The organism is Pedobacter jejuensis, from assembly GCF_003725795.1.
Classification (GTDB): Bacteria; Bacteroidota; Bacteroidia; order Sphingobacteriales; family Sphingobacteriaceae; genus Pedobacter; species Pedobacter jejuensis.
Window position 1 is genome coordinate 1 of the sequence record NZ_RBEE01000013.1, and the last position, 26,517, is coordinate 26,517.

The following is a 26,517-nucleotide window of genomic DNA, read 5'->3' on the forward strand; positions in this document are numbered from 1 at the left end:
CTAAACAAAAACATATTCCTATAAACCATTTAGCACAAACGAATCTGCAATTTCAAGGGGGTCAATTTGGATTGGCGCAAAGGGGTCTTTTTCCTTTGGCGAACCTTATCAAATTAACTCGGCTAAGGGGAACTTTTTAGATTGGCGAAGAGGGGTCAATTTGAAGCGGTTTATCCACCTTAGGCATAGTAATATCTTTCTGCACTTCTTGCATGTTGTTTTATTTTGTTTACTTTTGTTTAACCTATGAAACAAATGTAAACACTTTGTTAACATTTACAAATTATTTGTGAAAATAATTATTAACATTTTATTAACATCTATAAATGGACCCATTAGTTGAGCGATTCTTTCATGTTGTGGATAAGCTCATAGAATTAAAAAAAGTAAAAAGTAGCAGGCAATTAGCGCTCAGTATAGATTTGTCTCCTCCTCAATTAACTTTTGCCAAAAAAGGTGAGAGAGATATTCCGATGAAATACATCGATGAGATGTGTGAGAAATACTTTGTTAACAAAAAGTATATAGTTTTAAATGAAGGTGAAATGTTTTTGCCAGGCATGAAACTTTCGAATCCGAGAATTGAAGCAGAACCATTACACTTATCTGCCGATCCAAATGATTATGATAACGATGGCTCTAAGTTTGAAGAGCTGGGGGATGGAACTTTAAGGATGAGAGTTCCAATAGTACCTGCAAAGGCTTATGCCGGATATATGAGAGGTTGGCAGGACCCAGAGTATTATAGTGACATGGATACTATTTCAATTGACGTGCATAAAAGACATAGTGGGGATTACATGGCATTTGAAGTAAAAGGTGATAGCATGGAAACATCTGAACCTTCTAAAATGCGAAGCAATATTTATGAAGGCTGGATTGTTGTTGGTAGAGATTTATCAAGGCATCAGTGGCAATACAAACTTCATACACATAATTACGATGCATGGGTAATCGTTCATAAAACTGAAGGAATACTGATTAAGGAAATTGTCGCTCATGATGTTGAAAATAGCATGATAACAATACATTCTTTAAATCCAAAATATGAAGATGAAGTTTTATCACTAAACGACATAGAGCAAATTTTCAGTGTTGTACAAATTATTAACAAAAGATAATGGCAAATCAAATTCAATGTCCAAGTTGTAAAAGCTTTAAAGTTAAAGTAGATGATAGAACAAGAAAGTGGCGACTTGGAATTTCCATGACTTTATTAGGAGCGGCTTTATACTATCTGGGGTATCTATGGCAATCTGCTATCGGTGGATTTTCCCTTTTATTTGGTGTATGCTTCTTCGCCTTAGGAATTGTATTTATCTTGTTGGCATTAACCCACAAAGTGGATAAAGCAACTTGTAAAAGTTGTGGATTCAAATTCACTCCAGGTTTAGCTGACAATGGATAAAGATTCAAATAATTTTAAACTTACAGGTATCTCAAAAATCAAAATCGATTTCTCTATCAAAATAACTTATCAGGAAATGATAAAATATAAGATGCGTGAATTGGGATTTCGAAAATTGAGAGCCAGATACTTTAAAAATAGAAATCTTAATTAATGACATTAGAAGATCAGTTAAAGAACCGGTTCATTGCATTTAGGAAAAAACACATCGGTTCACAGTATGATGCAGCTGAGGTATGTGAATGCTCACAGAAAAATATTTCTGAAATTGAGAGTGGAAAAACCTCTATCAGTTTAAATACCGCATACATGCTTTACAAGAAAAAGAAGATGAGTACTGAATGGTTCTTTGATGGAAAGGGCTCTGACCTTCGGACTTCTGAACCAAAAGAATCTCTTCTTACTAATATTTCCGAACTAAAAGGGGAGATTGAAGTGATGAAAAAATATATTGAAACCATGCAAAAGTCTATGAAGAAGCTCATAATAGACTTTTACGCAATTAAGTAAAACATAAACAGTCCAAATTCCGTCCAGATATTTCGGACTTTACCATAAAAAACATGGCTAAATCAGTTCAAAAAACTAAAGAATTGAATGCTGACGGGTTCGAGTCCCGTCCATTCCGCAAAAAAGCCTTGACTTGAAAAAGTTGAGGCTTTTTTTGCCCCTCCTAAGAAGAGGAATGATTCCGTAGCTCAGCTGGTAGAGCATTACACTTTTAATGTAGTGGTCCTGGGTTCGAATCCCAGCGGGATCACAGAAAGCCTTACAGAAATGTAGGGCTTTTTTGTTGGTTGAAATTTTAAAATCACTATATTGTTTTAATGCAAAATATATTGATTGTTCGTGTAAGACCAATTGGGGCTAGGTAAACTTTAGGTTGTACCGTAAAAAAACGGTTAGCCCACTCGATTTTATTTTCAGGAATCTAAAAGTACTTAAGGCAGATAACACTCAATTGGTGATATGAAAAACAAGAAAAATTTTATTCTGATGAAAGGTACAGTAATGCTACTGTTTGTGTGCGCTATATTAAGTTGCGGATCACAGACTGCCGATTATGAAAATAGAATAATCGGAAGCTGGGTGGGCGAAATCAAACTTCCCAATAATGGAAAATCAATTGGAAACATGCATTTGGAATTCACCCGTGAAGGAGCTTTTTTTCAAACAACCGGAGAAGGAGCAGAAAAGTGGTTTCGAAACAGAACTATAGAATCACCAAAAACAAAATCTTTTATAAAGGAAAAGCAACTGGGAATGAAGAATTAGATTCCGACTACCACTTTAGAGGAGATGTATTGGTGATGCAAGTTGGTGCAGACAGCGCTGAATACCGGAGGGTAAAATAGCTGCCGCATATTTTTACACTTAGGCTGCTATAATGATGGCCAACTATTACGTGCCAAGGAACAAATTTTTAATATATCAAAATCCAGTTTCTCTATTTGGAGACAATTTACTTTGACTTAAACAAACGACAACCTTCCGTTTACTAAAAACCAGCCTATGAAACTTTCCTTTGCAATTCTGATAGTCACGATTATCCTATCTTGTAAGTCGCAAACAAAAACAGATCTTCTCTCTTTAAAGCTTGATTCGGACATCGCAACCCTGGTGGTTCAAGACAAAGAACTAAAGAAAGATTTTGATCCTAATTACGGACTGGCATCGCTCACAACTAATAAGTTGGATGGGTATGCTATCGGAGATGTAAAACTTAACACCTATGATTATCCCAATGGAAATCTGGCTGACTATAATAGACTTTCAATATTTACAAGCTCAAAACAGAAGAATAACTATTTAGGATTTAACTATAGCTCTGTTAATCAGGAAGAAACAAAGTCAATTATATCTTATCTAAAGAAGAATTATCCTGCTTACCAACAGAGCGATACCAGAGGTAACGGGGAATCTTTCTTTTGGGACATTCCAAAGCTCGATGCCTGGATTTTTATTTATCAGGGAATATCGACAGATAAGAATGACGAAAATTTTTTTAGTACCAATTTCATTTTTGTAAAAAGAGGAACACGCATGGAGAACAGTACTGATTCCAAAGTCATCACTATAATGGACTATTATAAAATGATGTTTCCAGACGTTTTATAATATTTAAAGCTTATCCAACTTAAAATATCCTAAATGTATCTCATCTTCGGGTAAATTGCTTTCCGGTTCAATCTGAATGTGGTATTCTTCCTTTTGTTTTACGTCTAAAATATCCTCGATTCTATAGATATCGTCAACATCAATTCCGTATTTTTCATCAATGTGAGAATTTGCGCCTTTAATGGTATTGGTTTTAAAAAAAACAGTTTTCTTAGCTTCTTTAACAGCATGCGCCCTATCGGAGTTTACACTTAATACGACATAATGCTGTTCTTCTAATTTATTAGTTTGATAACCACCCAGATTAATAAAAAACAATTTGTTATCAGACGGTGCTGTCGCTTCTGTTCTGGCAACTATTTTTACAGCATAACCATCAACATGATTTACTTCCCTCCAGCCATCTACATGTATGCTTGAGCCGGCTTCGGGCCAAAACGATTTTATTTGCGGTACTAATTCTTTTAATGATGTAGCAATACCGAAAAAATAATCATGTTGTTCTACATTTCTTTTAGGTGCTTTTGAACCTAGTAATAGCATATATAGTTTCGGTACAGGAAAATATTCAGTATTCATCTTAATTAAATTAGGTAAAGGAATAAAGGTAACAGTTAACTGCTATTCAGGTTTTAGCAAACTTTTAACAATTGTTGCTGAAGCAGCCTCGCAGAAATCTAAGCCAGAATAATCAGGGTTATAGCCACCAATATATGGAACTGCCATGATATAAATCCGCTCGTTTAAAGCATCATATTTGTCCATTATTTGGAAATTATCGTTAATAGTAATGCCGGGAACAACTAAATAATAATCTTCGTTGTTGTACCTTTCTACATTCTCCTGCTCTTCGCTATAAGCTTTTTGCCCTTTTTCTGCGTATCTGAATTTAAGTTTTGCTTTGCTTATGGTTTCGTTATCCAATAAACTTTTATAGGGAAAATCTTTAAAGGGAAGGTGTGGTTGACCAACGCAATCAACAAAAGTTTTAAAGTGTACAGATTGTTTTTGGTTTTTATCATCAGTGTAATGATAAATCGCACCACCTTCTTTTTGATTCGGCTCTTCTTTACTATCATCACCAACAGAGATAAGTTCTAAAACTCCGGCATCATATAAAGCTATCATCTCTTCAACCGAACTTTGAGGAACAAAAGCAATTACGATTGAAATCAATGGCATAAGTGTTTTTTGCAGCCTTAGCATATCTTCGGCCGAAAAGTGCTTTGCAGGATAATTCATAGCAAAGCTTAGCACCGCTAACATTTCTTTCCAATAAACAGATTCTTTACGTTTTATTGATTTTTCAGCTTCGATATACTCAGCCTTCAAAAGTTGGAATGGCTCCAAGTTTTCTCTTAAAGCCATCATAGAAGCTACAAAATCTTCTATGCTCATGTCTTTAATCTTCGCATAAAATTCTGGCTCTTTTTCGATAAACATCTGTTTAAAATTCTTGTCAAAAACAAAATCCAGAGATAAAAAACCATCGTTTTCGACTTGATTGGCCAAAATTTCTTCTTTAGATAATACAGAATCTTTTAAAAGGTGAGAATCTTCAAGATGAAATCTTATTGCTGGCAACATTCCGCTGCGGGAGTGCATAACTAGTCTAAAATCCTTACTATCTTCAGCAACGCTGTATTTTAATTTACCAGAACCGTCTAGGGCAAACATACCGTTATGTCTTGCTAAAGTTCTTATTGCATCAATTGCGGTAAGTGATGAACCTTTTATAGCTACCGGATGATTTACTTTAAACTTTAATTTTGCTGGTGGATAAGGGGAGTCATAATAATTTGGAATTTTTCCTTCGTTCTTTTTAGGCCAGTTATGTCCGGTACAAATTATAATATTATCGTATTTTCTGCTTGGCTTGTCTTTAAATTCTACCTCTACCGTATCCTCTTCAGGATGATCAATTATATCGGTAACTTCAGTATTTAGTTGAATATCGATATCGATTCCTAACTCTTTTCCTTTTTGTTGTAATAAATCAAACTGTGCCGACAGGTATTGACCGAAAAGTAATCGTGGCATTACTTTATAATCATTAAACTTTTCAGGGTCGATATTGAAACGGTTTAAAGTATCTTGCGGCAATGTGGTAACCCATTCTGAAACTGATGTTACCAACTCAGGTATTTCATTTCCTGATACGTTTGTAATGTGTTCATCATTAGCACCCATGTTGCTATAAGGCATGCCGGCGCCAAGTTGAGCTTGTTTCTCGAAAATATCTATACTAATTGCAGTATCACCCGATTCTACAATTCTCTTTAACATAAAGAGGCCACTCGGACCTCCTCCTAGTATGGCTATGGTTTTGAAATTTTTCAAAGATTTTAAAATTAGTTTTTGATTAACCCTTCTAAATAAAAAATGTTTGGTTTTGCGTCGCATTACGTATTTACCAAACTATCAAAGCATAAATACGCATTAGTGTGCTGAGCTACATACTGCTTAAACAAACTCAGCTTGATTAATAATTAATTGTATCTATTAATAACATAAGTTTATCCACTTTTCAGCAACTGTACATCATATTTTAAAACAATAGAATATAAACCGCGTTTATATGCAAATTGATAGCATTCCTAATGCTTCAACTTATCCCTCTAAATTAATTTACATAATGGATCAAGGCAGAACACCTGGACAAGTTAGTGCCAGCAATAAAATGATGGTGACATTTCTTATTGCTATGGGTATTTTTGTTTTAGGCACCTATTTGTATTATGCTATAGAAGGCAAAAGTAATTGGCTTCAATCTGTAGAAAATCGCCTGAAGTCAAAATAAAATTTAGTTATTAGGTAGCAGATTTCTTTCGATAGAAAAAGTAATTTATTGATAATGCGATAACTAGAATCATTAAGCCGCCAAATTCACGGGTTTCTTCTATCCAAGGCTTTGTGGCTTTCATACTTTGAACAATATTCTCTGCATCATGTTTTTGATACCAACGGTTTTATCAAATAATAGATACAGTGCATAAAGTACATAAATACCAATGCCAACTAGATAAGCTTTTAAATGGTACTTTCCTATAATGGCTTGATAACATAGCCATGCACCGAATAAGTAAATGGGAACCCAAATGTAGGGATCAGGGTCATTGTACTGGAGCGCTGCCGAAACTACAAATAGAATACAAAAAACTAAATTAAATATTTTCAAGGATGAGTTGATAAGAGGATAAAGTTAATATTCTGGCGTAAAATTTTATAAAATGAGTTGATTATTTTTCAATGAAAGCCATTAAGTGTTTTGTAAAATAAAATTGATTGGTATAAAAATTTATAAAAAAAAGAGGCACAGATATTTCTGCGCCTCTAAAGTTATATGTAGGTTTTATTTAACTAAACAGTTCCTGTTCATCCCTGTTTTCGGTAGGAATTTTTTTCAAGAAATCGTCAAAGCCTGGTCCGTCATTATCCGAGTATATGCCATAAGCATCAATAATGTAACCGATTTGCATATCCTTATCCATTAATAAATAAAGAACTGAATTATCTGCAGGATCTGAATCACCTTCAAATCTATAGGTTTTTACGATAGTTAAATCTTCTGGTCTGTAAATTTTACCAGCCTGGCTTTGCATTTTGCCGTGGTCGGTCATTTTCAATTCGTTATCTTTTCCTTTCAGCCTTAATTTTTCTAAAATCTGACTTAAAGTATTCATTGCGATTGGCTGTTCCATAATTGATTGATTTTTAGTACCTATTAAACACTTGGTTTTATAAATGGTTTGGAGTTTTAATATTATATCGAAACTAAATGACTATCAATCTGTTAATTATTAAACTAAATATTATGAAAAGATATCTTCTAACCTTAGCCGTTGCAGGTTTAGCAATTTTCAGCGCATGCAACAAAACAGAAAAAAAAATTGCCTCTGCAACGTTATCAGAAACTGCAGATAATTCTAAAACCATTGGTACCGCTAAATTTTACGAATTAAGTAACGGAGAAATTAAAATGGATTTAGAAATAAATTTCGCCTCCAAAGCAGATAGTAATGTTGCAGTACATTTCCATGAACATGGAGATTGTGGCGATATGGGAATGAATACACATGGACACTGGAATCCAACAAAAGAGAATCATGGTAAATGGGGTTCGGCGGCATATCATTCTGGTGATATTGGAAATATCAAATTGGATGGTAAAGGTCATGGAACCGTATCGGTAACTACTGATAGATGGAACGTGAAAGACGGCGACTTAAAAGGTATTATTGGTCGTGGCATTATTGTTCACGGTGGAACTGATGATTACACTACACAACCAACAGGTAATTCTGGACCAAGAATTGGCTGCGGAGTTATTGAATCAGTAAAGTAATCGTACGTAACAAATTATTTAGGTGATTGAAGAAATTTGATCACCTTTTTTTATGCAAAACGGTATCAAATGTCATCATGTTTAAAAACCTAAACAAAATGGCAAATCTAGAAATTTCCAGCAACGGCAAGGCCCAAAAGGGAAGAACAACAAAGTCTGCTCCAAGAGTAGATTTAACTGCAATGGTAGATCTAATGTTCTTACTCACCACATTCTTTATGCTTACTACATCTTTAACCGACTTAAAGGCAGCAGATATTTCTAAGCCGATTAAATCCGACATTGAAAGCCCGTACCCGGCATCAAGAACGATGACAATATTGCTTGGGAAAAATGCTCAAGCTGCATATTACATGGGCGAAACAGAAAACGCTAATCTGAATTATAGTAAAGTTAGTTTGATAGCAGAACAGGTTTTAATCAATAAGTCAGCTGTGGCTAAATTACATCAAAACAATCCCAGCAAATATTTAATTGTGATCATCAAACCAACTAAAACCGCAACATTTAAAGATTTCGTAGATGTTATCGATGAGATGAAAATCACTGGAATAAAATCCTATGCTATTGAAGATGAAAATATCTCTCCGAAAGAGAAAATTTATATGGAAACAAACGGCTTATAACAAAAAAAGCCCCGATTGATAGCGGGGCTTTTGTATGAAAATATGGTTTGTTAAATACCGAACGCAGCTTTCACTTTATCTACGAAATCTAATTTTTCCCAGGTAAATAATTCAACTGTTACCGTTTTTTCTTCACCATTTGGTGTTCTAAATGTTTTGGTAACAGTTTCTGGAGTTCTGCCCATGTGGCCATAAGCAGCAGTTTCGCTATAAATAGGATTTCTTAATTTTAAGCGTTGTTCGATAAAGTACGGACGCATATCAAAAATAGCTTCCACCTTTTTACTGATTTCGCCATCGGTTAAATCTACCTTAGATGTACCATAAGTAACCACATTAATTGAAGTTGGTTTTGCAACACCAATTGCATAACTCACTTGAACTAAAATTTCATCGGCTAAACCTGCAGCAACTAAATTTTTAGCGATATGACGAGTTGCATATGCAGCGCTTCTATCTACTTTACTTGGGTCTTTACCCGAAAAAGCACCACCGCCGTGTGCACCTTTTCCACCGTAAGTATCAACAATAATTTTTCTACCAGTCAAACCTGTATCACCATGCGGTCCGCCTATTACGAAAACACCTGTTGGGTTGATGTGATAAGTAATGTCATCATTAAACAAATGAGCATAATGAGGGTATTTTGCCTTAATTCTTGGAATCAGAATCGAAACTAAATCGCTTTTAATTTTAACCAACATTTCTTCATTAGCAGCATCTTTATCTTGTTTAGAGTCAGAATTTGGCTTAACAAAATCATCGTGTTGGGTAGATATCACAATAGCATCAATGCGTTGTGGCTTGTTATCATCAGAATACTCTAAAGTAACCTGCGATTTTGCATCAGGACGTAAATAAGTAATTTCTGAGTTTTCTCTTCTTAAATTGGCTAATTCTATTAATAATGCATGAGAAAGATCAAGCGCTAAAGGCATGTAATTTTCAGTTTCATTTGTTGCGTAACCAAACATCATCCCTTGGTCGCCGGCGCCTTGTTCTTCTTTGTTTGTTCTATCTACACCTTGATTAATATCTTGAGATTGCTCATGTATTGCCGATAAAATACCGCAAGAATTAGCTTCAAACATGTATTCGCTTTTCGTGTAGCCAATTTTCTTGATTACATCGCGAGCTATCTGTTGAACATCTAAATATGTTTTAGATTTTACCTCGCCAGCCAAAATAACTTGCCCGGTTGTAACTAAAGTTTCACAAGCAACCTTCGATTCTGAATCGAAAGCTAAAAAATTATCAATTAAAGCGTCCGAAATTTGGTCGGCAATTTTATCGGGATGGCCTTCAGAAACAGATTCTGATGTAAATAAATACGACATTTATTAAATAAATTTAAAATGAAAATAAACAATTTTAAAGCGCTAATGTTCCCTGTAAACAGGTTTGCTTGTATGTAGGAAGGTATTAGCACTTTTTTTTGAGTGGTAGCAATCCCGTTTCAAATATCGAAACATCGCAAATCAGTCCACTTTAACGCTGCAAAATTAGCATATTTTCTTTATTTCAAAAATTATAGATTATTTTGTACTCTGATACTAAAGCTTTGCAAGTCAAATTAAATATTTTATTCGTCCTCAATCCCATCTCTGGCGGAAAGGCAAAATCTACTATTCCAACACTTATAGATAAGTATTTGGATAAAGAAAAGTTCAATGCGTATTTTCGCATAACCGAATATATTGGTCATGCAAGCGAAATTGTTGATGAGGCTTTAAATAAAAATTTTGACATAATTGTGGCAGCTGGTGGCGATGGTACTATCAATGAAGTGGCCTCAAAAGTTCTTGAATACAAAAAAATAATGGGAATCATTCCGTTAGGCTCTGGAAACGGTTTAGCTCGTTTCTTAAATATTCCACAACGAAATCTTAAAGAGGCTATTCGGGTTATTAATAATTTAAAAACCGATAAAATTGATACAGCCACTTTCAATAATAAATGCTTTTTTAATCTGGCCGGTATAGGATTTGACGCTCATTTAAGTTCGGCATTCTCTAAAGATAAAAAACGTGGCTTGGCAGGCTATGTAAAGTTAAGCTTAATGGAAGTTTTCAGTTATAAAAACGAAACATATAATTTAAATATTGATGGTGTTGATTACGAGAGGAAAGCATTTGCCGTTACGGTTGCAAACTCATCTCAATATGGTAATGATGTTTACATAGCTCCAAGTGCATCGGTAAAAGATGGTTTGCTTGATGTTTGCATCATTAAGCCTTTCTCTTTATTAAAGTTACCTGCATTAAGTTATATCATGTTAAAAGGTAAGGCAGAAAATTCGGATATGATTGAGATTATAAAGGGTAAAAATATTAAAATATCTCGTTCAAAAGATGGTCCGGTTCATGTAGATGGAGAGCCCTTAATTATGGGTAGCGAAATAGAAATAAATATTAATCCACTTTCGTTAGAAGTTATAGTCCCATAATTTTTAAGTAAATAATTTATTCTCATAATGAAACCAAAAAAAAATAGCTTAAGCGATTTAGGCGGAATCATGTATTCTACCAATCCTGAATTCGAATATCAGGAAGAGGTTGATGATACGGTTACTTCTCCTAATAAATTGCAAGATTTAAGGGTAATGCTCGATAAAAAAAATCGTGGTGGCAAAGCCGTAACGCTTATAACTGGCTTTAAAGGAAAAACGGAAGATCTGGAAATTTTAGGCAAAATGCTAAAGAGTAAATGCGGTGTTGGTGGTTCTGTAAAAGATGGTGAAATCCTTATCCAAGGTGATGTAAGGGATAAGGTGATGTTAATCCTTCAAAAGGATGGTTATAAAGTGAAAAAAGCAGGTGGATAATTTGCTTGCTTAGTGTATTTTTTTGATTTTTTTTGAGTCATTTATATTGATATAATCTATTGATATATAGATGTTTAAATCATAGTGTACAAGCTACAATATGTAAAAAAAAGCACTTTAAAAATTCTTTTTTCTGTAAAATATCTCTTTACATTTGCTGCACTAACTAACTTATTGTTATGAGCAAAATGGAACTGCAAACGCCAGATTTAAGCTATTTAAATCTTCAGGCTGGTTTGGGTATAAAGTATCAATTAACAGCAGCCGAATTGGTAAAAGAGGCACTGCGAAATAATGAAGGCATTCTAGCTTCATCGGGAGCTTTAGCAGTTGATACCGGAAAATTTACGGGAAGATCTCCTAAAGATAGATTTATAGTTTTTGATAGTGTTACAGCAGATTTAGTTTGGTGGGGAGATGTAAATATCAAATTCAGTATGGATAAGTTTAATTCTCTTTTCCGTAAAATGACTGAATATTTAAATGAAAAAACCATTTATGTAAGAGATGCAAGTGCATGTGCAGACACTGATTATTCTATCTCGATAAGAGTTATTACAGAAACTGCATACCAAAATCTTTTTGCGAATAACCTATTTCTTCGCCCGAAGGTAGAAGATTTGGGCTTAGTGCCCGAATGGACAATTATAGCGGCCCCAGGGTTTGTTGCAAATCCAGAAGTTGATGGAACTCGGCAAGAAAATTTTTCGATAATCAATTTTTCAAGGAAAATGATTTTAATAGGCCGCACCGGCTACACAGGTGAAATAAAAAAGGGAATTTTTTCTGTATTGAATTTTCTTTTACCGGTATATAGCAACACGCTTTCTATGCATTGCTCAGCAAATGTTGGCAAAAACGGTGATACAGCGATTTTCTTTGGTCTTTCAGGAACGGGTAAAACAACTTTATCTGCCGACCCAGAAAGGGCTTTAATTGGAGATGATGAACATGGATGGGGTGCAAATTCTATTTTTAATTTTGAAGGCGGTTGCTATGCAAAATGTGTAGACCTCACATTAGAAAAAGAGCCTCAGATTTACAAAGCCATAAAATTTGGCTCATTGCTAGAGAATATTAATTTCTTTCCAAACAGCTATGATGTAGATTTTTCAAATATTGCTAAAACCGAAAATACAAGAGTTGCTTATCCAATAGAATATATTGATAATGCAGTAATACCTTCAATTGCGAAAACACCAAAGAATATATTTTTCTTAACTGCTGATGCCTTTGGCGTGTTACCACCTATATCTAAACTAAATGCAGAGCAGGCAATGTTTCACTTTTTAAGTGGTTATACTGCAAAAGTTGCCGGTACCGAAGCTGGCATTACAGAACCACAACTTACATTTTCCGCTTGTTTTGGCAAAGCTTTTTTACCCTTACATCCTACAAAATATGCCGAATTGCTTGGAGAAAAAATTAAAGAGCAGAATGTTAATGTATGGTTGGTAAATACTGGTTGGAGCGGTGGACCTTTCGGTGTTGGCAAACGGATGAAATTGAGTTATACAAGGGCAATGATCACTGCTGCTATAAATGGAAATCTGAATCATAACAACTATAAAATGCACCATGTGTTTAAATTAATGATGCCTTTACATTGTGTTAACGTTCCTGATGAAATTTTAGATCCATCAAAAACATGGAGTAACCCTGAAGAATACTTTTTAAAAGCATACGAACTTGCTGATGCTTTTGCAAAGAATTTTAAACAGTTTGAGCAGGTAAACGAACCAAAATTTGCCCAAGAAGAGGTTAAAATGTGTTAAATGCACTTTTAAATGCATTTTTTAGCCAAAAAATTTGCAATTCGATTTTTTTTTAGTTTTTATTGTGAAAGAATTGCCTCGGGCTGAGGCAATTTTTTTGTTATATTACCTAGTATATACCGTAAACTAAAAAGTTAAGTAACGATTTAATTGTTTATTGATTTATTAATTTGTAATTTAAAATCAATTTATAAATTTGTTTTCGCAACAAAAACGAATAAACTTACGTTGTGTGTAGTACAAAAGAAAAACAGCTAAAATTTAAAACAAGAACTAAAACTAAAAATTAAAAAAAATGGCAAACGCACCAAAACCAACAACTATTAAAAAAGAGAGCTCTTCAAGTGCTTCAAATGTATTTGCAACATTCGTTATTCCAATTTGTATCGTAGTTGGATTCATTATCTGGAAATTCGTATTAGGAGCTTCTGACAACTTTATCGGAGGAGACAATAATAACTTACCATTGCCAAACAACTATCCAGGTACTGCATATAAAGGTGGTCCAATTGTAGCTGTTTTAATCGGATTGTTATTAACTACAATTGTATTCTCTATCGAGCGTTTAATCGTAATTGGTAAAGCAAGCGGTAAAACTAGTTTAGATACTTTTATCATTAAGGTAAAAGGATTATTAAACTCAGGTAACATCGAAGCTGCTAAAGCAGAATGCGATAAACAAGAAGGTTCTGTAGCTGCAGTTATAAAATCAGGCTTAAAAAAATACAGCGAAGTTGAGGCAGACACAAACATGGATGTTGAGCAATCAATCGTAGCTATCCAAAAAGAAGTTGAAGAAGCAACAGCTTTAGAAATGCCAATGTTAGAGCAAAATTTAACAATTATTGCAACTTTAGTATCTATCGGTACATTAATTGGTTTATTAGGTACAGTAACAGGTATGATTCGTGCATTCGCCGGTTTGGCAAATTCAGGTGCTCCAGATCAATCAGCATTAGCGGTAGGTATCTCTGAGGCGTTAATTAATACAATGACTGGTATCGCAGTTTCAACTTTAGCAATTATCATGTATAACATCTTAACTTCTAAAATTGATAAATTAACTTATGCAATTGACGAAGCAGGATTTAGCATCGTTCAAACATACGCTAGTTCACATAAATAAGAATTTTGAAATAATTTTTACCGGCTTTATGGAAAACCGGAAAAAAGATCATCATTATTAAAAACTAGTAAATATTATGCCTAGAATAAAAGTTAAAAGAACAAGTACCGTAACAGACATGACCGCCATGTGCGATGTTGCTGCGCTGTTGCTTACCTTCTTTATTTTAACTGCTACAGCAAGGCAACCAGAACCACTAGCCGTATCAACACCTTCATCTACGTATGAATTTAAGGTACCGGTAGAAAATAATGCCATTTTAACAATAGGGCAGAAAAAGGTTTTCTTTGAAGTAGCAGGACAAAAAGTAAGGGCAAGAACTTTAGAATTAATGGGAGAGCAGTATAAAATATCTTTCAACCAAGAGGAGAAAAATAGATTTTCTGTAATCGGTACATTCGGAGTTCCTATGGGTAGCTTGAAGCAGTTTATTAATATGCCAGGTGGCGACCGTATGAATCCGGGAGTACAAACTGGTATCCCTACTGATTCTACCGACAATCAATTAAACGCTTGGGTATTAAATGCTCGTAAGGCAACAAAAGAACTTAACAATGTTGATATGAGAATCAGCATTAAAGGTGATGCCAAAGAGGAATACCCAACTGTTAAAAAGGTTGTTGATATTTTGCAGAAACAGAACGTTAACAAGTTTTTGTTGGTTACCAACTCAGAAGCTAAAAAGAAGAATTAAGAAATGGCAGAATTAAACACAGGCGGGAAGAAAGCCACACCAAGGATCGATATGACCCCAATGGTGGATTTGATGTTTCTTTTGGTTACATTCTTTATCTTAACTACGTCGATATCTACGCCACAAGCTATGGATATCACCAAGCCAGATAAAAATGAAAAAATGCCAGAAAACAGATTGGCATTAAAAGCAACCAAAACAATGACTGTTTTATTAGGAAAAAATAATAAAATAGCATGGTATATGGGAGAAGCTGGTAAAAGTGCTCCAACTATTGAGTCTTTCAGCCAAATTGAAGCGTCAATAGAAGAAAACAGAAAGAAAGCAAATGCTTCTGGTGTACCAGGGGAATTTACGGTTCTTGTAAAACCTACTTCTGGTTCTACATTCAAAGATTTTGTTGATATGATGGACGAACTGGAAATTATGAAAGTAAAATCTCGTCAGATTGATGATGACAACATCCTTGACAGTGAGAAGGATTTTATGAAAGAACAAGGTATTTTATAATTAATAAAATCAGTAATTATGTCGAAATTAGATATTTTTAGAAAGGAATGGCTGGAAGTCGTTTTTGCTGATAAAAACAAAGCTTACGGAGCGTATCAATTGCGTAAAGGTAACGCTGCTAATACTACTAAAGCCTTAATTTGGGGTTCTGCAGTGTTTTTAGTATTGTTTTTTTCACCAAAAATTTACAGCCTAATTAAAGGCGCTATTCCTGAAGATAAGCAGGAGAAAGCCCAAGAAGTGGTTTTAGCTCAACCGCCACCAGTGGATCCAAAAACACCACCACCACCACCGGTAGAGCCACCACCACCAAAAGTGGATCAGGTAAAAATGCCACCTCCGATTGTAAAACCGGATATTGAAGTAAACGAGGAACCACCTACAGTTGAAAAATTGAAAGAGGCAGATCCTGGTCAAAAAGATATTAAAGGTGATCCAACAGCTGATATTGTTATCGCTGAACCGGTAGGTGAGGGACCCAAACGTACTGAGGCTGTTGCAGTTGATGATAATAAAGTTTATGACTTCGTTAGTATCGAGAAGCAACCAGAGTTTCCAGGTGGTATGAAAAAGTTTTACGAGTATTTAGGTAAAGCGATTAAATATCCTCCAATGGCTCAGGAGAACAATGTTCAGGGTAAAGTTTGGTTATCATTCGTTGTAGAACGTAATGGAGAACTTACAGATATTCAGGTTACTCGTGGTTTAGGTAGCGGAACCGATGAGGAAGCAAAACGCGTATTAAAAAATAGTATTCGTTGGGTTCCTGGAATTCAAAACGGCAAACCAGTACGTGTAAAATACAACATCAACATTAATTTTACTCTTAATTAGTAAATGTTAAATTTTGATATTTTTAAGCAAAAATCGCCTAAACAGCGGTTTTTGCTCATTTTAGGCCTTATCATGTTTGTATTTTACTGCTGCATAGGCCTAGCATGCATCTTTTGGAAAAACTTGCCACTAAATATTGGTCAGCCTTATAAAATTGCAATTGGTGTTTTTTTGATAATTTATGCTTTTGTACGTTTACTAAGCCTTGGAAAACGAGATTAATTAATGAAGAACGTTTTTATCTTATTTGCTTTACTATCATTATTTTCTTGTAAACAAAAGAAAAAGGATGAATTAAAAGAAACTCGTACAAGCGGCACAATGAAGATTCTTGTTGATGAAACTGTTGGTCCATTAGTTCAGAGAGAAATTGATATTTTTAAAATCGATTATCCTGATGCCAATTTTCTCGCAACATTTAAACCCGAAGAGAAAATTATTCCGGCATTTTTAAATGATAGTGTAAGAGTAATTATTTTGCCTAGACTATTAACAAAGCAAGAGGAAAAATATTATACTCAACGTAATATTAAAATAAATACATCACGTTTTGCTGTAGATGGGATAGCTTTAATCACAAATCAAGATAATATTGATAGTGTTATTAACGTTAAAGATGTTATTGACATACTTCAAGGAAAAAGCTCATCTAGAAAATTAATGTTTGATAATGCCTATTCAAGTACGTTCAAGTATCTTAAAGAATTAGCGGGTATTAAACAGTTTCCACCTAAAAATGTGTATGCAAAAAATACGGCTAACGAAGTTATTCAGTTAATCGCGAAGGATAAAAGCTTCATTGGTGTTTTAGGTATAAACTGGTTGTCGGAAAAAAATACAGTTTTTGTATCGAATAAAGACAAAATTAAAACCTTAGGATTAAAAAATGATAAAGGTAAAATTGGGGGAGATAAGTTTTATAAGCCTACGCAAGACAATCTTATAAATGGTATTTACCCATTTTTACGAAATATAAATATAATAGATTGCGAGGGTAGAGATGGTTTAGGCACAGGATTTGCAGTGTGGTTAAGGAGCCAAAGAGGTCAGTTAATTGTGCTTAAATCAGAATTAGCTCCTCACAAGCTTATGCCTAGGCAAATTAATTATAAATAAATTTAGTAAATTGAACCACGATTGAATTACATCAATCAATAATTAAAAACAAAAATCAGATTAAGCTTGCATAAGCTTTACAACCATTAAAAACATATTAAAGAACTATGAAAATTTTAAAGAAAGCAATAACCTTAAATGTAGGTTTGGTGTTGATGGGTTCTGCAGTTTTTGCTCAAAGTTTAGCTGACGCGAAAAAAGCCATTGATGCTGAGCAATACCAAAAAGCATCATCAATGCTTAAATCTTTAGTGAACTCTCAAGCTTCGAATGGTGATAATTACTACAATCTTGGAATGGTATATCTAAAAACTGGATATATTGATTCGGCTAGAGTTGTATTTAATAAAGGTGTAGCCGCTGATGCTAAAAATGCATCAAATTATGCTGGTTTGGGTGAGGCAGATTTATTATCTAACAATCCTACTTCGGCTAAAACAAATTTTGATAAAGCAGTTTCTGCTAACTCAAAAGATTACAAAACATACTTAGCTATTGGTAAAGCATATTTGGCTCAAGATAAGCCAAGTGATGAGGTTTCTAAACCAGATTTTGCTAATGCAATTACTAATCTTACAAAAGCTGATGAATTAGATTCAAAAGATAAAGATGCTGATGTATTTATTGCAATAGGTGATGCTTACGCATTACAAAAGAAAAACTCTGAAGCATTGACACCTTACTTTACTGTAAGTAGCATAGATCCAACAAATAGAAGAGCTAAAACTCAGGTTGGTAAAATGTATAAAGAATCTCGTGCTTTTGCAGAGGGCGAAAAAGAACTTCAAGAAGTAATTGCAGCTGATGCGAACTATGGTCCTGCTTATCGTGAATTAGGAGAATTATACTTACAGTGGAGTAGCTTTGGTACTGATAAAGAGAAAGCTGCGAAAGGGGTAGAGTATTATAAAAAATATCTTGATTTAACTGATAAATCTACAGAATCTCAGTTACGTTATATGCAGTTTTTATTCTATGCAAAGGATTTCCCTGCATTGGAACAAGTAGCATCGTCAATTCAAGTTCCGGCTAATGATCCTAAAGCAATTATCGTATCAAGATTAAAAGGTTGGTCTGCCTATGAAAATAAAAATTATCCGTTGGCTTTAACCAACATGACAGATTATTTTGCAAAACAAAAAGACACAAGCAAAATTTTAACTTTCGATTACCTTTACTTAGGTAAAGCACAATTAAAAGCTGGTCAGGATAGTTTGGCTTTAATTAATATCACTAAAGCTGTAGAAAAAGATTCTACAAACGCTGATGCATTATCAGAAGTTGCGAAAAGCTTATATGATGCTAAAAAATATGCAAAATCTGCCCAGGTTTATGAAAAGGCAATAAAAGCTAATCCTAATGGAAAAGGTTCGTTGTATAATTACTATTATAATGCAATGGCGAATTACTTTGATTACGGAGCAAAATATAGCGCTAAACAAAATCCTTCTAAAGACATTTTAGTTAAGGCAGATTCAGCAATTGCAAAAGTAATTCAGATTTCTCCAGAAACATATGATGCTTACTTAACAAGAGCTCGTATCAATAGTTTATTAGATGATGATAAAGAGCCCAAAGGATTAATGGTTCCTTATTATGAGGAATTTATCAACAAAGTAACTGCTAAACCGGAGATAGCTACGACTGGTACTTATCCAAAACGTTTATCAGAAGCTTATGATACTTTAGGTGGTTACTACTACTATAAAGATAAAGCAAAAGCTAAAGAATATTTCGATAAAAGTGTAGCTGTATATCCAAGCGGAACTTTTGCAGCAGCAAAACTAAAAGAATTGGCTGCACCGGCTCCAAAAGGAAAAGGCAAATAATTTAAAGGTTAAATAATTTAGAAAAGGCAGAGTTTTGTTACTCTGCCTTTTTCTTTTACTTTTGCATTTAGAAATTAGATATTATGCAAGCGCAAAGCACCTCGATAGATTTTTTACCAATTATATTTCAAGTAATTGTAGCTTTAGGTTTTGTGGTAACCACGTTGGTTGCAACACACTATTTAGGCCCAAAGCGTAAAACAAGTGATAAGTTGGAAACGTTCGAGGCTGGTGTCAAATCAGTGGGTAATGCTCGTCAGCCATTTTCAATCAAGTATTTCGTAGTCGCTATTTTGTTCGTGCTTTTTGATATCGAAGTTATCTTCATGTATCCTTGGGCAGTAAATTTTAGAGCATTAAAGATGGACGGGATGATAGAAATGTTCATTTTTATGGGAACGCTATTGTTGGGATTTATCTACGTTATCAAGAAAAAAGTTTTAGACTGGAATTAAATTTTAGTTAAGGGTTTGCATTATTATACTTTCAGCTCGGAACCCCAAATTATTAACTAATTTAGAAAGGTTCTAAATCGACTTAAGCTAGTTATTTGGCTTTAAAATATTGTAAATTTGTTGCTCATTCTGCAAAGGAATGAGCATTTTTTGTTAATAAACATGAGTGAAATTAATATAGTTGATGCGCCTCCCGGTATAGAGGGTTCTGGTTTCTTTGCCACTTCGATGGATAAAGTGATTGGTTTGGCTCGTTCAAATTCATTATGGCCTTTACCTTTTGCAACATCATGTTGCGGAATCGAGTTTATGGCAACCATGGGTTCTCATTACGATTTAGGTCGTTTTGGTGCAGAACGTCTGAGTTTTTCTCCTCGTCAGGCCGATGTTTTAATGGTAATGGGCACTATCGCCAAAAAAATGGCTCCAGTACTTAAGCAGGTTTATATCCAAATGGCAGAACCACGTTGGGTAATGGCTGTTGGTGCATGCGCAAGTAGTGGTGGTATTTTCGATACCTATTCTGTTTTGCAAGGTATTGATGAAGTTATTCCGGTTGATGTTTATGTTCCGGGTTGCCCACCAAGACCAGAAGCTATTTTAGATGGTTTCCAACGCATCCAGGATTTGGTTAGAAACGAATCTGGCAGAAGAAGAAACTCTGATTATTATAAAGAACTTTTAGGTCAATACGGCATTAAATAATGGAAGAAACGACTCTAAATAACAATATCCACGTTAAGCTGACTGAAAAGTTTGGCGAAAAAGTTACTGCTGTTTCAGAGCCTTATGGTTTATTAACTTTTGTAACCTACAAAGATGTTATCATCAATGTGCTTTCGTATCTTAAAGACGAATTAAAATTTAATTTCTTAACGGATATTACAGCAGTTCACTATCCAGGTCAAAACCATGGTATTGCAGTGGTTTACCACTTAAACAATATGGTAGAGCGTGTAAGAATCAGGATTAAGGTTTTTATTTCAGAGCAAAATCCAACTATTCCTACAGCAACAACTGTTTGGAAAGGTGCAAACTGGATGGAACGCGAAACCTATGATTTGTTTGGTGTTAAGTTTGAAGGTCATCCAGATTTACGCCGTATTTTAAATATGGATGATTTAGGTGTTCATCCAATGTTAAAACAATACCCATTGGAAGACCCAAACAGAGTGGATAAAAAAGACGAATTTTTTGGAAGGTAAAATATGAATCATAACCATCCGGTATTTACAGATAACGACCCGCAAAGTGAGTTGGTAACCCTAAATTTAGGTCCAACACACCCTGCTACACACGGTGTTTTTCAAAATGTTTTGCAATTAGATGGCGAACGTATTGTGAGCGGCGTATCTACAATTGGCTACATTCATCGTGCTTTCGAAAAGATTGCCGAGCATCGCCCATTTTATCAAATCACACCATTAACCGACCGTTTGAACTATTGCTCATCGCCAATTAACAATATGGGGTGGCACATGACGGTTGAGAAATTACTGAATATCCAAATGCCAAAACGTGTAGATTATCTACGCGTAATTATTATGGAGCTTTCTCGCATTTCTGACCACATTATTTGTAATACAATTATTGGTCAGGATACTGGTGCAACTACAACATTCCTTTACCTTTTCCAATTTCGTGAGCATATTTACGAAATTTTTGAAGAGGTTTGTGGCGCTCGATTAACAACAAATATTGGTCGTATCGGTGGTTTTGAAAGAGATTTCAATGAAATCGCCTTTGCGAAAATTAATAAATTTTTAAAAGAATTTCCTGTTGCTTTAAAAGAATTTGAAAATCTTTTAACACGCAACCGTATTTTTATCGATAGAACAGCTGGCGTTGCTGAAGTAAGCAAGGAAACTGCTTTAGAATACAGCTGGACAGGCCCACTTCTTCGTGCGGCTGGTGTAGATTATGATGTTCGCGTTGCAGACCCATACTCATCTTATCAGGATTTTGATTTTGAAATTCCGGTAGGAACAAGTGGTGATATTTACGACAGATATTTGGTTCGTAATGAAGAAATGTGGCAAAGTGTTCGAATTATTGAGCAAGCTGTTGTGAAATTAAAAACAGAACCAAAAGGCATTTTCCATGCTGATGTTCCTGATTTTTATCTTCCGCCAAAACAAGAAGTTTATAACAATATGGAGGCATTAATTTATCACTTTAAAATTGTGATGGGTGAAATTGATGCACCGAAAGCAGAAGTTTATCATGCTGTAGAAGGTGGAAATGGCGAATTGGGTTTCTATCTGATTAATGATGGTGGCCGTACGCCTTATCGTTTGCACTTCCGCAGACCAAGTTTTATAAATTACCAAATGTTTGCACCAATGAGTGAGGGTATGTTATTATCCGATGCCATTATCAACATGAGTAGTATGAATATTATTGCAGGAGAATTAGATGCTTAAAGTAGAAGAACAAACACCTGTACAGTTTTCATCAGAATTGCTTGCCAAATTTGATGATGTTAAAAGCCGTTACCCTGAAGGTAAACACAAATCAGCTTTGTTACCATTGCTACATTTGGTACAAGCAGAATACCTTTGGGTTAGTACACCAGCAATGGATAAAGTTGCTGAATATTTAAACATTCAGCCAATTGAAGTTTATGAGGTAGCAACATTTTACTCCATGTACTTTTTAAAACCACAAGGTAAATATGCTTTGGAGGTTTGCCGTACTGGTCCTTGTTGTTTGGTTGGCGCCGAAAAAATATTAAGCCACTTAGAAACTAAGTTAGGTGTTAAAGAAGGTGAAGTTACGGCAGATGGTTTATTCAGCTTTAGAGGAGTTGAGTGTTTAGCCGCTTGTGGTTTCGGTCCGGTTTTACAAATTAGCCCGGAATATACTTTTTATGAAAACCTTACTGAAGAAAGTGTAGATAAATTGATTGAAGATTTAAGGACGAAGTCATAAGGTAAAAGTTTTGAACCTTTAGTCCTTCGGCTATCGACTAATGAACAAATGACCAATGACTAATTGACTGATAAAATGAGTCGTAAACTATTACTTGAGCATATTAACGTACCAGGTATCAACACACTTGATGTCTATCGCCAAAAAGGCGGTTATCGTGCTGTGGAAAAAGCCCTGAAAACTTTAACACCTGAAGAGATTGTTGAAGAAGTAAAAAAATCGGGCTTACGCGGTCGTGGTGGTGCTGGTTTCCCTACCGGGATGAAGTGGAGTTTTTTGGCGAAGCCAGAAGGTGTTGCACGCTATTTGGTTTGTAATGCTGATGAGTCTGAGCCGGGAACTTTTAAAGACCGCTACTTGATGACACACATTCCTCATGCTTTAATAGAAGGAATGATTGTTTCGAGTTTTGCTTTAGGTGCAAAAGTTTCCTACATATACGTTCGTGGAGAGATGATGCCTCAAATTCGCATCCTGGAAAAGGCAATAGCAGAGGCCAAAGCTGCCGGTTGGTTAGGTAAAAATATTTTAGGTACAGGTTACGATTTAGAATTATATGTTCAGCCGGGTGGTGGCGCTTACATTTGTGGTGAAGAAACTGCACTGTTAGAATCACTTGAAGGTAAAAGAGGTAATCCAAGAATTAAACCACCATTTCCTGCAATTGCAGGTTTGTACGGTTGCCCAACTGTGGTAAACAATGTAGAATCAATTGCTGCCGTAGTACCGATTATTAATGATGGCGGTGAAGAATATGCAAAAATAGGTATCGGTAGAAGTACAGGTACAAAATTAATATCAGCATCAGGTAATTTAGTAAAACCTGGCGTTTATGAAATTGAATTAGGCTTACCAGTTGAAGAATTTATTTATTCGGATGAATATTGCGGTGGTATTGCTAATGGAAAACGTTTAAAGGCTACGGTTGCTGGGGGTTCATCTGTGCCAATTTTACCAGCGAACTTGACATTGAAATACGCTAATGGCGAACCTCGATTAATGAGTTACGAATCTTTATCGGAAGGTGGATTTGCAACTGGTACAATGATGGGTTCTGGTGGTTTTATTGCTTTTGATGAAGACCAATGTATTGTTCGTAACACCTGGAATTTCGCTCGTTTTTATCACCACGAAAGTTGCGGACAATGTTCGCCATGTCGTGAAGGTACTGGATGGATGGAAAAGGTATTGCATAAAATTGAGCATGGTCATGGTTCGATGGATGATGTAGATTTGCTTTGGGATATTCAACGTAAAATAGAAGGAAATACCATTTGTCCGTTAGGTGATGCTGCAGCTTGGCCAGTGGCTAGTGCAATTCGTCATTTTAGAGATGAGTTTGAATGGCATATTAAAGAGCCAATCAAAAGTCAGCAGCAAAATTATGGTATAGCAAATTATGCTGTGCCAATTGAAAAAACTGTTGAAGTAAAAAGTGAGAATTAAAAAGTAAAAAATGTCTGAAGAAAAGACATTTGATATAAAAATAAGAAGTTATCATTTTTCAAAATCGATAATCAATTTTATATCTAGTCTTAAATTTGATAGATTATACTTTTCAATTTTCGACCAATTTTTAAGAAGCGCTACATCAATTGGGGCAAATGTAGTTTAAGGAAAAGCGGGAAGTTCGCGTAAGGATTTTAAGAATTTTTACAATATTGCGTTAAAGTCTGCAAATGAAACTAAATACTGGATTTGCTTAGTTAGAGATACAGAAATTGCGCAAACCAATAAAGAAAAAGTAAATGAATTATTAAGAGAAGCGGATGAAATTTCCAGAATTTTAGCTTCTATAATAATCAACTTAAATAAAGATAAAGCTTAAACTTTTTGAAGGTTTTTAATTTAAAATTTTCACTTTTGAATTTTAATAATGAGTGATAAAGTTAAGGTTACGATAGATGGGATAACTGTAGAGGTTGACAACGGAACCACTATTCTAAATGCTGCAAGGCAAATAGGAGGTGATATTGTTCCGCCAGCCATGTGCTATTATTCTAAATTAGAAGGTAGTGGTGGTAAATGCCGTACCTGTATTGTTAAGGTAACAAAAGGTTCTGAAAAAGACCCACGCCCTATGCCAAAATTGGTTGCATCTTGCCGTACAACAGTAATGGATGGTATGGAAGTGCTTAATATTACTTCTCCAGAGGTTTTGGAGGCACGTGCCGGTGTAGTAGAAATTTTATTGATTAACCACCCATTAGATTGCCCGGTTTGTGATCAAGCAGGTGAGTGTGATTTACAAAATTTAGGTTACGAACACGGATTACAAAAAACTCGTTATGAGTTTGAGCGCCGTACTTTCGACCGTATCGATATTGGTGACAAAATTCAATTGCATATGAATCGTTGTATTCTGTGCTACCGTTGTGTTTTCACTGCCGACCAGATTACAAATAAACGTGTTCATGGTATCTTAAACCGTGGCGACCATTCTGAAATTTCCACTTATATCCAACAAGCAGTTGATAACGATTTCTCTGGAAACGTAATTGATGTTTGCCCGGTTGGTGCTTTAACAGATAGAACTTTCCGTTTTAAAAACCGTGTTTGGTTTACAAAACCAGTTGATGCACATCGTAATTGCGACCACGAAAAATGCAATGGTAAAGTAACACTTTGGTACAAAGGTGAAGATGTGTTACGTGTTACGGCTCGTAAAGACCAGTATGGTGAGGTGGAAGAGTTCATCTGCAATACTTGTCGCTTTGATAAAAAGGCAACTTCAGATTGGATTATCGAGCAGCCAACACATATAGATGATACTTCGGTTATTGCATCAAACCATTACGAAACACTAAAACCTTTGCATGTAATTCAGCCAAATCAGGCTTTACAGGCTGCAAATGAAATTGAGTTACATAAAACAGTAAAATACTAATGGATACAGGTTTTATCATAGAAAAATTTATTCTGGTAGCGGTAATTTTCGGTATCAGTTTAGTCGTAGCCATGTATTCTACTTATGCAGAACGTAAGGTGGCGGCTTATTTGCAAGACCGTTTAGGTCCGGATAGAGCAGGTCCTTTTGGTATTTTGCAGCCATTAGCAGATGGTGTTAAAATGTTTATGAAGGAGGAAATTATCCCGACTTCATCAAACAAATGGTTATTCATTATTGGTCCTGGATTGGCATTACTTTGTGCTTGTATTGGTACAGCAGTAATTCCGTGGGGTAGTCCTATGGAAATTGGAGGCAAAATGGTTCCATTGCAAGTTGCTGATATTAACGTTGGTGTTTTATACATCTTCGGTGTCGTATCTCTGGGAGTTTACGGCGTGATGATTGGTGGTTGGGCCTCAAATAATAAATACTCTTTATTAAGCGCAATTCGTGCGGCATCGCAAAACATCAGTTATGAAATCGCAATGGGATTATCCATCATTGCTTTGCTTTTAATGACCAATACATTAAGTTTAAAAACCATTGTTGAACAGCAACACGGCCTAAATTGGAATGTTTGGTATCAACCGCTAGGTTTTTTAATTTTTATGGTTTGTTCTTTTGCAGAAACCAATCGTGCACCTTTCGATTTACCAGAATGTGAAACTGAATTAATTGGTGGTTACCACACAGAGTATTCTTCCATGAAATTAGGTTTCTATCTATTTGCTGAATACATCAACATGTTTGTTTCATCAGCTGTAATGGCAACATTATATTTTGGAGGTTACAATTATCCTGGGATGGATTCAATGGCAGTTTGGTTAGGTCCAACCTGGGCACCATTATTCGGTACAGCAGTTTTCTTTGCAAAAATAGTATTCTTCATCTTTTTCTTCATGTGGGTACGATGGACAATCCCTCGTTTCCGTTATGACCAATTGATGAATTTAGGTTGGAAAGGTTTAATACCTTTGGCAATTGCCAATATTATTATAACTGGCGTTGTGATTGCAATTATTGAGAAGTTTTAATT

Annotated in this window: 30 protein-coding genes, 1 tRNA gene and 1 pseudogene; 27 read left to right on the forward strand and 5 right to left on the reverse strand. The window is 35.1% G+C overall.

Annotated elements, in window-relative coordinates; translation table 11 throughout:
• The first annotated feature begins 326 nt into the window (after positions 1-326).
• The 6 genes from D7004_RS09515 (at position 327) to D7004_RS09540 (ending at position 3,526) form a co-directional block, all read left to right on the forward strand.
• Positions 327-1,121 carry a S24 family peptidase gene (locus tag D7004_RS09515; RefSeq protein WP_123205638.1) on the forward strand — a complete coding sequence of 265 codons (795 nt, stop codon included), beginning with the start codon at positions 327-329 and terminating at the stop codon, positions 1,119-1,121.
• Entirely contained in the window at positions 1,121-1,408 is a 288-nt protein-coding gene (locus D7004_RS09520) for a hypothetical protein (RefSeq protein WP_123205639.1), read from the forward strand. Before D7004_RS09515 ends, D7004_RS09520 begins: the two co-directional genes overlap by 1 nt.
• Before the next feature lie 153 nt (positions 1,409-1,561).
• The gene (locus D7004_RS09525) at positions 1,562-1,918 is read left to right on the forward strand and encodes a helix-turn-helix domain-containing protein (RefSeq protein WP_123205640.1); all 357 of its coding nucleotides are present in this window, start codon (positions 1,562-1,564) and stop codon (positions 1,916-1,918) included.
• Between the two features lie 177 nt (positions 1,919-2,095).
• A tRNA-Lys gene (locus tag D7004_RS09530) sits at positions 2,096-2,168 on the forward strand.
• A gap of 209 nt (positions 2,169-2,377) precedes the next feature.
• The gene (locus D7004_RS09535) at positions 2,378-2,683 is read left to right on the forward strand and encodes a hypothetical protein (RefSeq protein WP_123205641.1); all 306 of its coding nucleotides are present in this window, start codon (positions 2,378-2,380) and stop codon (positions 2,681-2,683) included.
• Between the two features lie 237 nt (positions 2,684-2,920).
• Entirely contained in the window at positions 2,921-3,526 is a 606-nt protein-coding gene (locus D7004_RS09540) for a hypothetical protein (RefSeq protein WP_123205642.1), read from the forward strand.
• 3 nt (positions 3,527-3,529) lie between these two features.
• On the opposite strand, the gene D7004_RS09545 is transcribed toward D7004_RS09540, so the two are convergent.
• The gene (locus D7004_RS09545; protein ID WP_123205643.1) at positions 3,530-4,105 is read right to left on the reverse strand and encodes a DUF1543 domain-containing protein; all 576 of its coding nucleotides are present in this window, start codon (positions 4,103-4,105) and stop codon (positions 3,530-3,532) included.
• Between the two features lie 42 nt (positions 4,106-4,147).
• On the reverse strand, positions 4,148-5,866 hold the full coding sequence (locus D7004_RS09550) for an FAD/NAD(P)-binding protein (protein ID WP_244214282.1): 1,719 nt from the start codon (positions 5,864-5,866) through the stop codon (positions 4,148-4,150).
• A gap of 238 nt (positions 5,867-6,104) precedes the next feature.
• On the opposite strand from D7004_RS09550, the gene D7004_RS09555 reads away from it, so the two are divergent.
• Positions 6,105-6,326 (forward strand): hypothetical protein, encoded by a 222-nt coding sequence (locus tag D7004_RS09555; protein ID WP_123205645.1) that lies wholly within the window; start codon positions 6,105-6,107, stop codon positions 6,324-6,326.
• Between the two features lie 120 nt (positions 6,327-6,446).
• Here the strand turns inward: D7004_RS09555 and D7004_RS21255 are convergent, their stop codons facing one another.
• Positions 6,447-6,704 (reverse strand): transmembrane 220 family protein, encoded by a 258-nt coding sequence (locus tag D7004_RS21255; RefSeq protein ID WP_123205646.1) that lies wholly within the window; start codon positions 6,702-6,704, stop codon positions 6,447-6,449.
• A gap of 178 nt (positions 6,705-6,882) precedes the next feature.
• Complete coding sequence (locus D7004_RS09565; RefSeq protein WP_123205647.1) at positions 6,883-7,227, reverse strand: hypothetical protein; 345 nt, start codon at positions 7,225-7,227, stop codon at positions 6,883-6,885.
• A 113-nt stretch (positions 7,228-7,340) separates the two neighbouring features.
• On the opposite strand from D7004_RS09565, the gene D7004_RS09570 reads away from it, so the two are divergent.
• Together D7004_RS09570 and D7004_RS09575 are read left to right on the forward strand one after the other, a co-directional pair.
• The gene (locus tag D7004_RS09570) at positions 7,341-7,871 is read left to right on the forward strand and encodes a superoxide dismutase family protein (RefSeq protein ID WP_167459461.1); all 531 of its coding nucleotides are present in this window, start codon (positions 7,341-7,343) and stop codon (positions 7,869-7,871) included.
• Between the two features lie 98 nt (positions 7,872-7,969).
• On the forward strand, positions 7,970-8,497 hold the full coding sequence (locus tag D7004_RS09575) for an ExbD/TolR family protein (RefSeq protein WP_167459462.1): 528 nt from the start codon (positions 7,970-7,972) through the stop codon (positions 8,495-8,497).
• A gap of 50 nt (positions 8,498-8,547) precedes the next feature.
• Here D7004_RS09575 and metK read toward each other — a convergent pair whose 3' ends face one another.
• Positions 8,548-9,834, reverse strand: a complete 1,287-nt coding sequence (gene metK / locus D7004_RS09580; protein WP_123205649.1) for a methionine adenosyltransferase — start codon at positions 9,832-9,834, stop codon at positions 8,548-8,550.
• Positions 9,835-10,058: 224 nt separating this feature from the next.
• On the opposite strand from metK, the gene D7004_RS09585 reads away from it, so the two are divergent.
• The 18 genes and pseudogenes from D7004_RS09585 (at position 10,059) to nuoH (ending at position 26,515) form a co-directional block, all read left to right on the forward strand.
• Positions 10,059-10,943, forward strand: a complete 885-nt coding sequence (locus D7004_RS09585; RefSeq protein WP_167459463.1) for a diacylglycerol/lipid kinase family protein — start codon at positions 10,059-10,061, stop codon at positions 10,941-10,943.
• Between the two features lie 27 nt (positions 10,944-10,970).
• Positions 10,971-11,321: a translation initiation factor gene (locus tag D7004_RS09590; protein WP_123205651.1), complete on the forward strand. Its 351-nt coding sequence runs from the start codon at positions 10,971-10,973 to the stop codon at positions 11,319-11,321.
• A gap of 179 nt (positions 11,322-11,500) precedes the next feature.
• On the forward strand, positions 11,501-13,096 hold the full coding sequence (gene pckA, locus D7004_RS09595) for a phosphoenolpyruvate carboxykinase (ATP) (RefSeq protein ID WP_123205652.1): 1,596 nt from the start codon (positions 11,501-11,503) through the stop codon (positions 13,094-13,096).
• 295 nt (positions 13,097-13,391) lie between these two features.
• Positions 13,392-14,222: a MotA/TolQ/ExbB proton channel family protein gene (locus D7004_RS09600; protein ID WP_123205653.1), complete on the forward strand. Its 831-nt coding sequence runs from the start codon at positions 13,392-13,394 to the stop codon at positions 14,220-14,222.
• A gap of 76 nt (positions 14,223-14,298) precedes the next feature.
• Positions 14,299-14,916 (forward strand): biopolymer transporter ExbD, encoded by a 618-nt coding sequence (locus tag D7004_RS09605; protein WP_123205654.1) that lies wholly within the window; start codon positions 14,299-14,301, stop codon positions 14,914-14,916.
• Positions 14,917-14,919: 3 nt separating this feature from the next.
• On the forward strand, positions 14,920-15,426 hold the full coding sequence (locus D7004_RS09610) for an ExbD/TolR family protein (protein WP_123205655.1): 507 nt from the start codon (positions 14,920-14,922) through the stop codon (positions 15,424-15,426).
• An 18-nt stretch (positions 15,427-15,444) separates the two neighbouring features.
• Positions 15,445-16,260, forward strand: a complete 816-nt coding sequence (locus tag D7004_RS09615; protein ID WP_123205656.1) for an energy transducer TonB — start codon at positions 15,445-15,447, stop codon at positions 16,258-16,260.
• A gap of 225 nt (positions 16,261-16,485) precedes the next feature.
• Positions 16,486-17,376: a PstS family phosphate ABC transporter substrate-binding protein gene (locus tag D7004_RS09625; RefSeq protein ID WP_123205658.1), complete on the forward strand. Its 891-nt coding sequence runs from the start codon at positions 16,486-16,488 to the stop codon at positions 17,374-17,376.
• Positions 17,377-17,483: 107 nt separating this feature from the next.
• Complete coding sequence (locus D7004_RS09630) at positions 17,484-19,205, forward strand: tetratricopeptide repeat protein (RefSeq protein ID WP_123205659.1); 1,722 nt, start codon at positions 17,484-17,486, stop codon at positions 19,203-19,205.
• Positions 19,206-19,288: 83 nt separating this feature from the next.
• Positions 19,289-19,660, forward strand: coding sequence for an NADH-quinone oxidoreductase subunit A (locus D7004_RS09635; RefSeq protein ID WP_123205660.1), 372 nt, complete (start codon positions 19,289-19,291; stop codon positions 19,658-19,660).
• A gap of 162 nt (positions 19,661-19,822) precedes the next feature.
• Entirely contained in the window at positions 19,823-20,365 is a 543-nt protein-coding gene (locus D7004_RS09640; protein WP_029282020.1) for an NADH-quinone oxidoreductase subunit B, read from the forward strand.
• Entirely contained in the window at positions 20,365-20,865 is a 501-nt protein-coding gene (locus D7004_RS09645; RefSeq protein ID WP_123205661.1) for an NADH-quinone oxidoreductase subunit C, read from the forward strand. Before D7004_RS09640 ends, D7004_RS09645 begins: the two co-directional genes overlap by 1 nt.
• A 3-nt stretch (positions 20,866-20,868) precedes the next feature.
• Complete coding sequence (locus tag D7004_RS09650) at positions 20,869-22,083, forward strand: NADH-quinone oxidoreductase subunit D (RefSeq protein WP_123205662.1); 1,215 nt, start codon at positions 20,869-20,871, stop codon at positions 22,081-22,083.
• Positions 22,076-22,591, forward strand: a complete 516-nt coding sequence (locus tag D7004_RS09655; RefSeq protein WP_123205663.1) for an NADH-quinone oxidoreductase subunit NuoE family protein — start codon at positions 22,076-22,078, stop codon at positions 22,589-22,591. The genes D7004_RS09650 and D7004_RS09655 overlap by 8 nt, the downstream gene beginning before the upstream one ends.
• A gap of 75 nt (positions 22,592-22,666) precedes the next feature.
• On the forward strand, positions 22,667-24,037 hold the full coding sequence (gene nuoF / locus D7004_RS09660; protein ID WP_123205664.1) for an NADH-quinone oxidoreductase subunit NuoF: 1,371 nt from the start codon (positions 22,667-22,669) through the stop codon (positions 24,035-24,037).
• Positions 24,038-24,047: 10 nt separating this feature from the next.
• A pseudogene (locus D7004_RS21260) lies at positions 24,048-24,419 on the forward strand (four helix bundle protein).
• A 48-nt stretch (positions 24,420-24,467) separates the two neighbouring features.
• Positions 24,468-25,478, forward strand: coding sequence for a 2Fe-2S iron-sulfur cluster-binding protein (locus tag D7004_RS09675; protein WP_123205666.1), 1,011 nt, complete (start codon positions 24,468-24,470; stop codon positions 25,476-25,478).
• Positions 25,478-26,515 (forward strand): NADH-quinone oxidoreductase subunit NuoH, encoded by a 1,038-nt coding sequence (gene nuoH, locus D7004_RS09680; protein ID WP_123205667.1) that lies wholly within the window; start codon positions 25,478-25,480, stop codon positions 26,513-26,515. Before D7004_RS09675 ends, nuoH begins: the two co-directional genes overlap by 1 nt.
• Positions 26,516-26,517 lie beyond the last annotated feature (2 nt).

Bases quoted from the DNA above. Each gene is read 5' to 3' on its own strand.
- D7004_RS09515 (WP_123205638.1), top strand. From the start codon at position 327: ATGGACCCATTAGTTGAGCGATTCTTTCATGTTGTGGATAAGCTCATA.
- D7004_RS09520 (WP_123205639.1), top strand. From the start codon at position 1,121: ATGGCAAATCAAATTCAATGTCCAAGTTGTAAAAGCTTTAAAGTTAAA.
- D7004_RS09525 (WP_123205640.1), top strand. From the start codon at position 1,562: ATGACATTAGAAGATCAGTTAAAGAACCGGTTCATTGCATTTAGGAAA.
- D7004_RS09535 (WP_123205641.1), top strand. From the start codon at position 2,378: ATGAAAAACAAGAAAAATTTTATTCTGATGAAAGGTACAGTAATGCTA.
- D7004_RS09540 (WP_123205642.1), top strand. From the start codon at position 2,921: ATGAAACTTTCCTTTGCAATTCTGATAGTCACGATTATCCTATCTTGT.
- D7004_RS09545 (WP_123205643.1), bottom strand. From the start codon at position 4,105: ATGAATACTGAATATTTTCCTGTACCGAAACTATATATGCTATTACTA.
- D7004_RS09555 (WP_123205645.1), top strand. From the start codon at position 6,105: ATGCAAATTGATAGCATTCCTAATGCTTCAACTTATCCCTCTAAATTA.
- D7004_RS09565 (WP_123205647.1), bottom strand. From the start codon at position 7,227: ATGGAACAGCCAATCGCAATGAATACTTTAAGTCAGATTTTAGAAAAA.
- D7004_RS09570 (WP_167459461.1), top strand. From the start codon at position 7,341: ATGAAAAGATATCTTCTAACCTTAGCCGTTGCAGGTTTAGCAATTTTC.
- D7004_RS09575 (WP_167459462.1), top strand. From the start codon at position 7,970: ATGGCAAATCTAGAAATTTCCAGCAACGGCAAGGCCCAAAAGGGAAGA.
- metK (WP_123205649.1), bottom strand. From the start codon at position 9,834: ATGTCGTATTTATTTACATCAGAATCTGTTTCTGAAGGCCATCCCGAT.
- D7004_RS09590 (WP_123205651.1), top strand. From the start codon at position 10,971: ATGAAACCAAAAAAAAATAGCTTAAGCGATTTAGGCGGAATCATGTAT.
- pckA (WP_123205652.1), top strand. From the start codon at position 11,501: ATGAGCAAAATGGAACTGCAAACGCCAGATTTAAGCTATTTAAATCTT.
- D7004_RS09600 (WP_123205653.1), top strand. From the start codon at position 13,392: ATGGCAAACGCACCAAAACCAACAACTATTAAAAAAGAGAGCTCTTCA.
- D7004_RS09605 (WP_123205654.1), top strand. From the start codon at position 14,299: ATGCCTAGAATAAAAGTTAAAAGAACAAGTACCGTAACAGACATGACC.
- D7004_RS09610 (WP_123205655.1), top strand. From the start codon at position 14,920: ATGGCAGAATTAAACACAGGCGGGAAGAAAGCCACACCAAGGATCGAT.
- D7004_RS09615 (WP_123205656.1), top strand. From the start codon at position 15,445: ATGTCGAAATTAGATATTTTTAGAAAGGAATGGCTGGAAGTCGTTTTT.
- D7004_RS09625 (WP_123205658.1), top strand. From the start codon at position 16,486: ATGAAGAACGTTTTTATCTTATTTGCTTTACTATCATTATTTTCTTGT.
- D7004_RS09630 (WP_123205659.1), top strand. From the start codon at position 17,484: ATGAAAATTTTAAAGAAAGCAATAACCTTAAATGTAGGTTTGGTGTTG.
- D7004_RS09635 (WP_123205660.1), top strand. From the start codon at position 19,289: ATGCAAGCGCAAAGCACCTCGATAGATTTTTTACCAATTATATTTCAA.
- D7004_RS09640 (WP_029282020.1), top strand. From the start codon at position 19,823: ATGAGTGAAATTAATATAGTTGATGCGCCTCCCGGTATAGAGGGTTCT.
- D7004_RS09645 (WP_123205661.1), top strand. From the start codon at position 20,365: ATGGAAGAAACGACTCTAAATAACAATATCCACGTTAAGCTGACTGAA.
- D7004_RS09650 (WP_123205662.1), top strand. From the start codon at position 20,869: ATGAATCATAACCATCCGGTATTTACAGATAACGACCCGCAAAGTGAG.
- D7004_RS09655 (WP_123205663.1), top strand. From the start codon at position 22,076: ATGCTTAAAGTAGAAGAACAAACACCTGTACAGTTTTCATCAGAATTG.
- nuoF (WP_123205664.1), top strand. From the start codon at position 22,667: ATGAGTCGTAAACTATTACTTGAGCATATTAACGTACCAGGTATCAAC.
- D7004_RS09675 (WP_123205666.1), top strand. From the start codon at position 24,468: ATGAGTGATAAAGTTAAGGTTACGATAGATGGGATAACTGTAGAGGTT.
- nuoH (WP_123205667.1), top strand. From the start codon at position 25,478: ATGGATACAGGTTTTATCATAGAAAAATTTATTCTGGTAGCGGTAATT.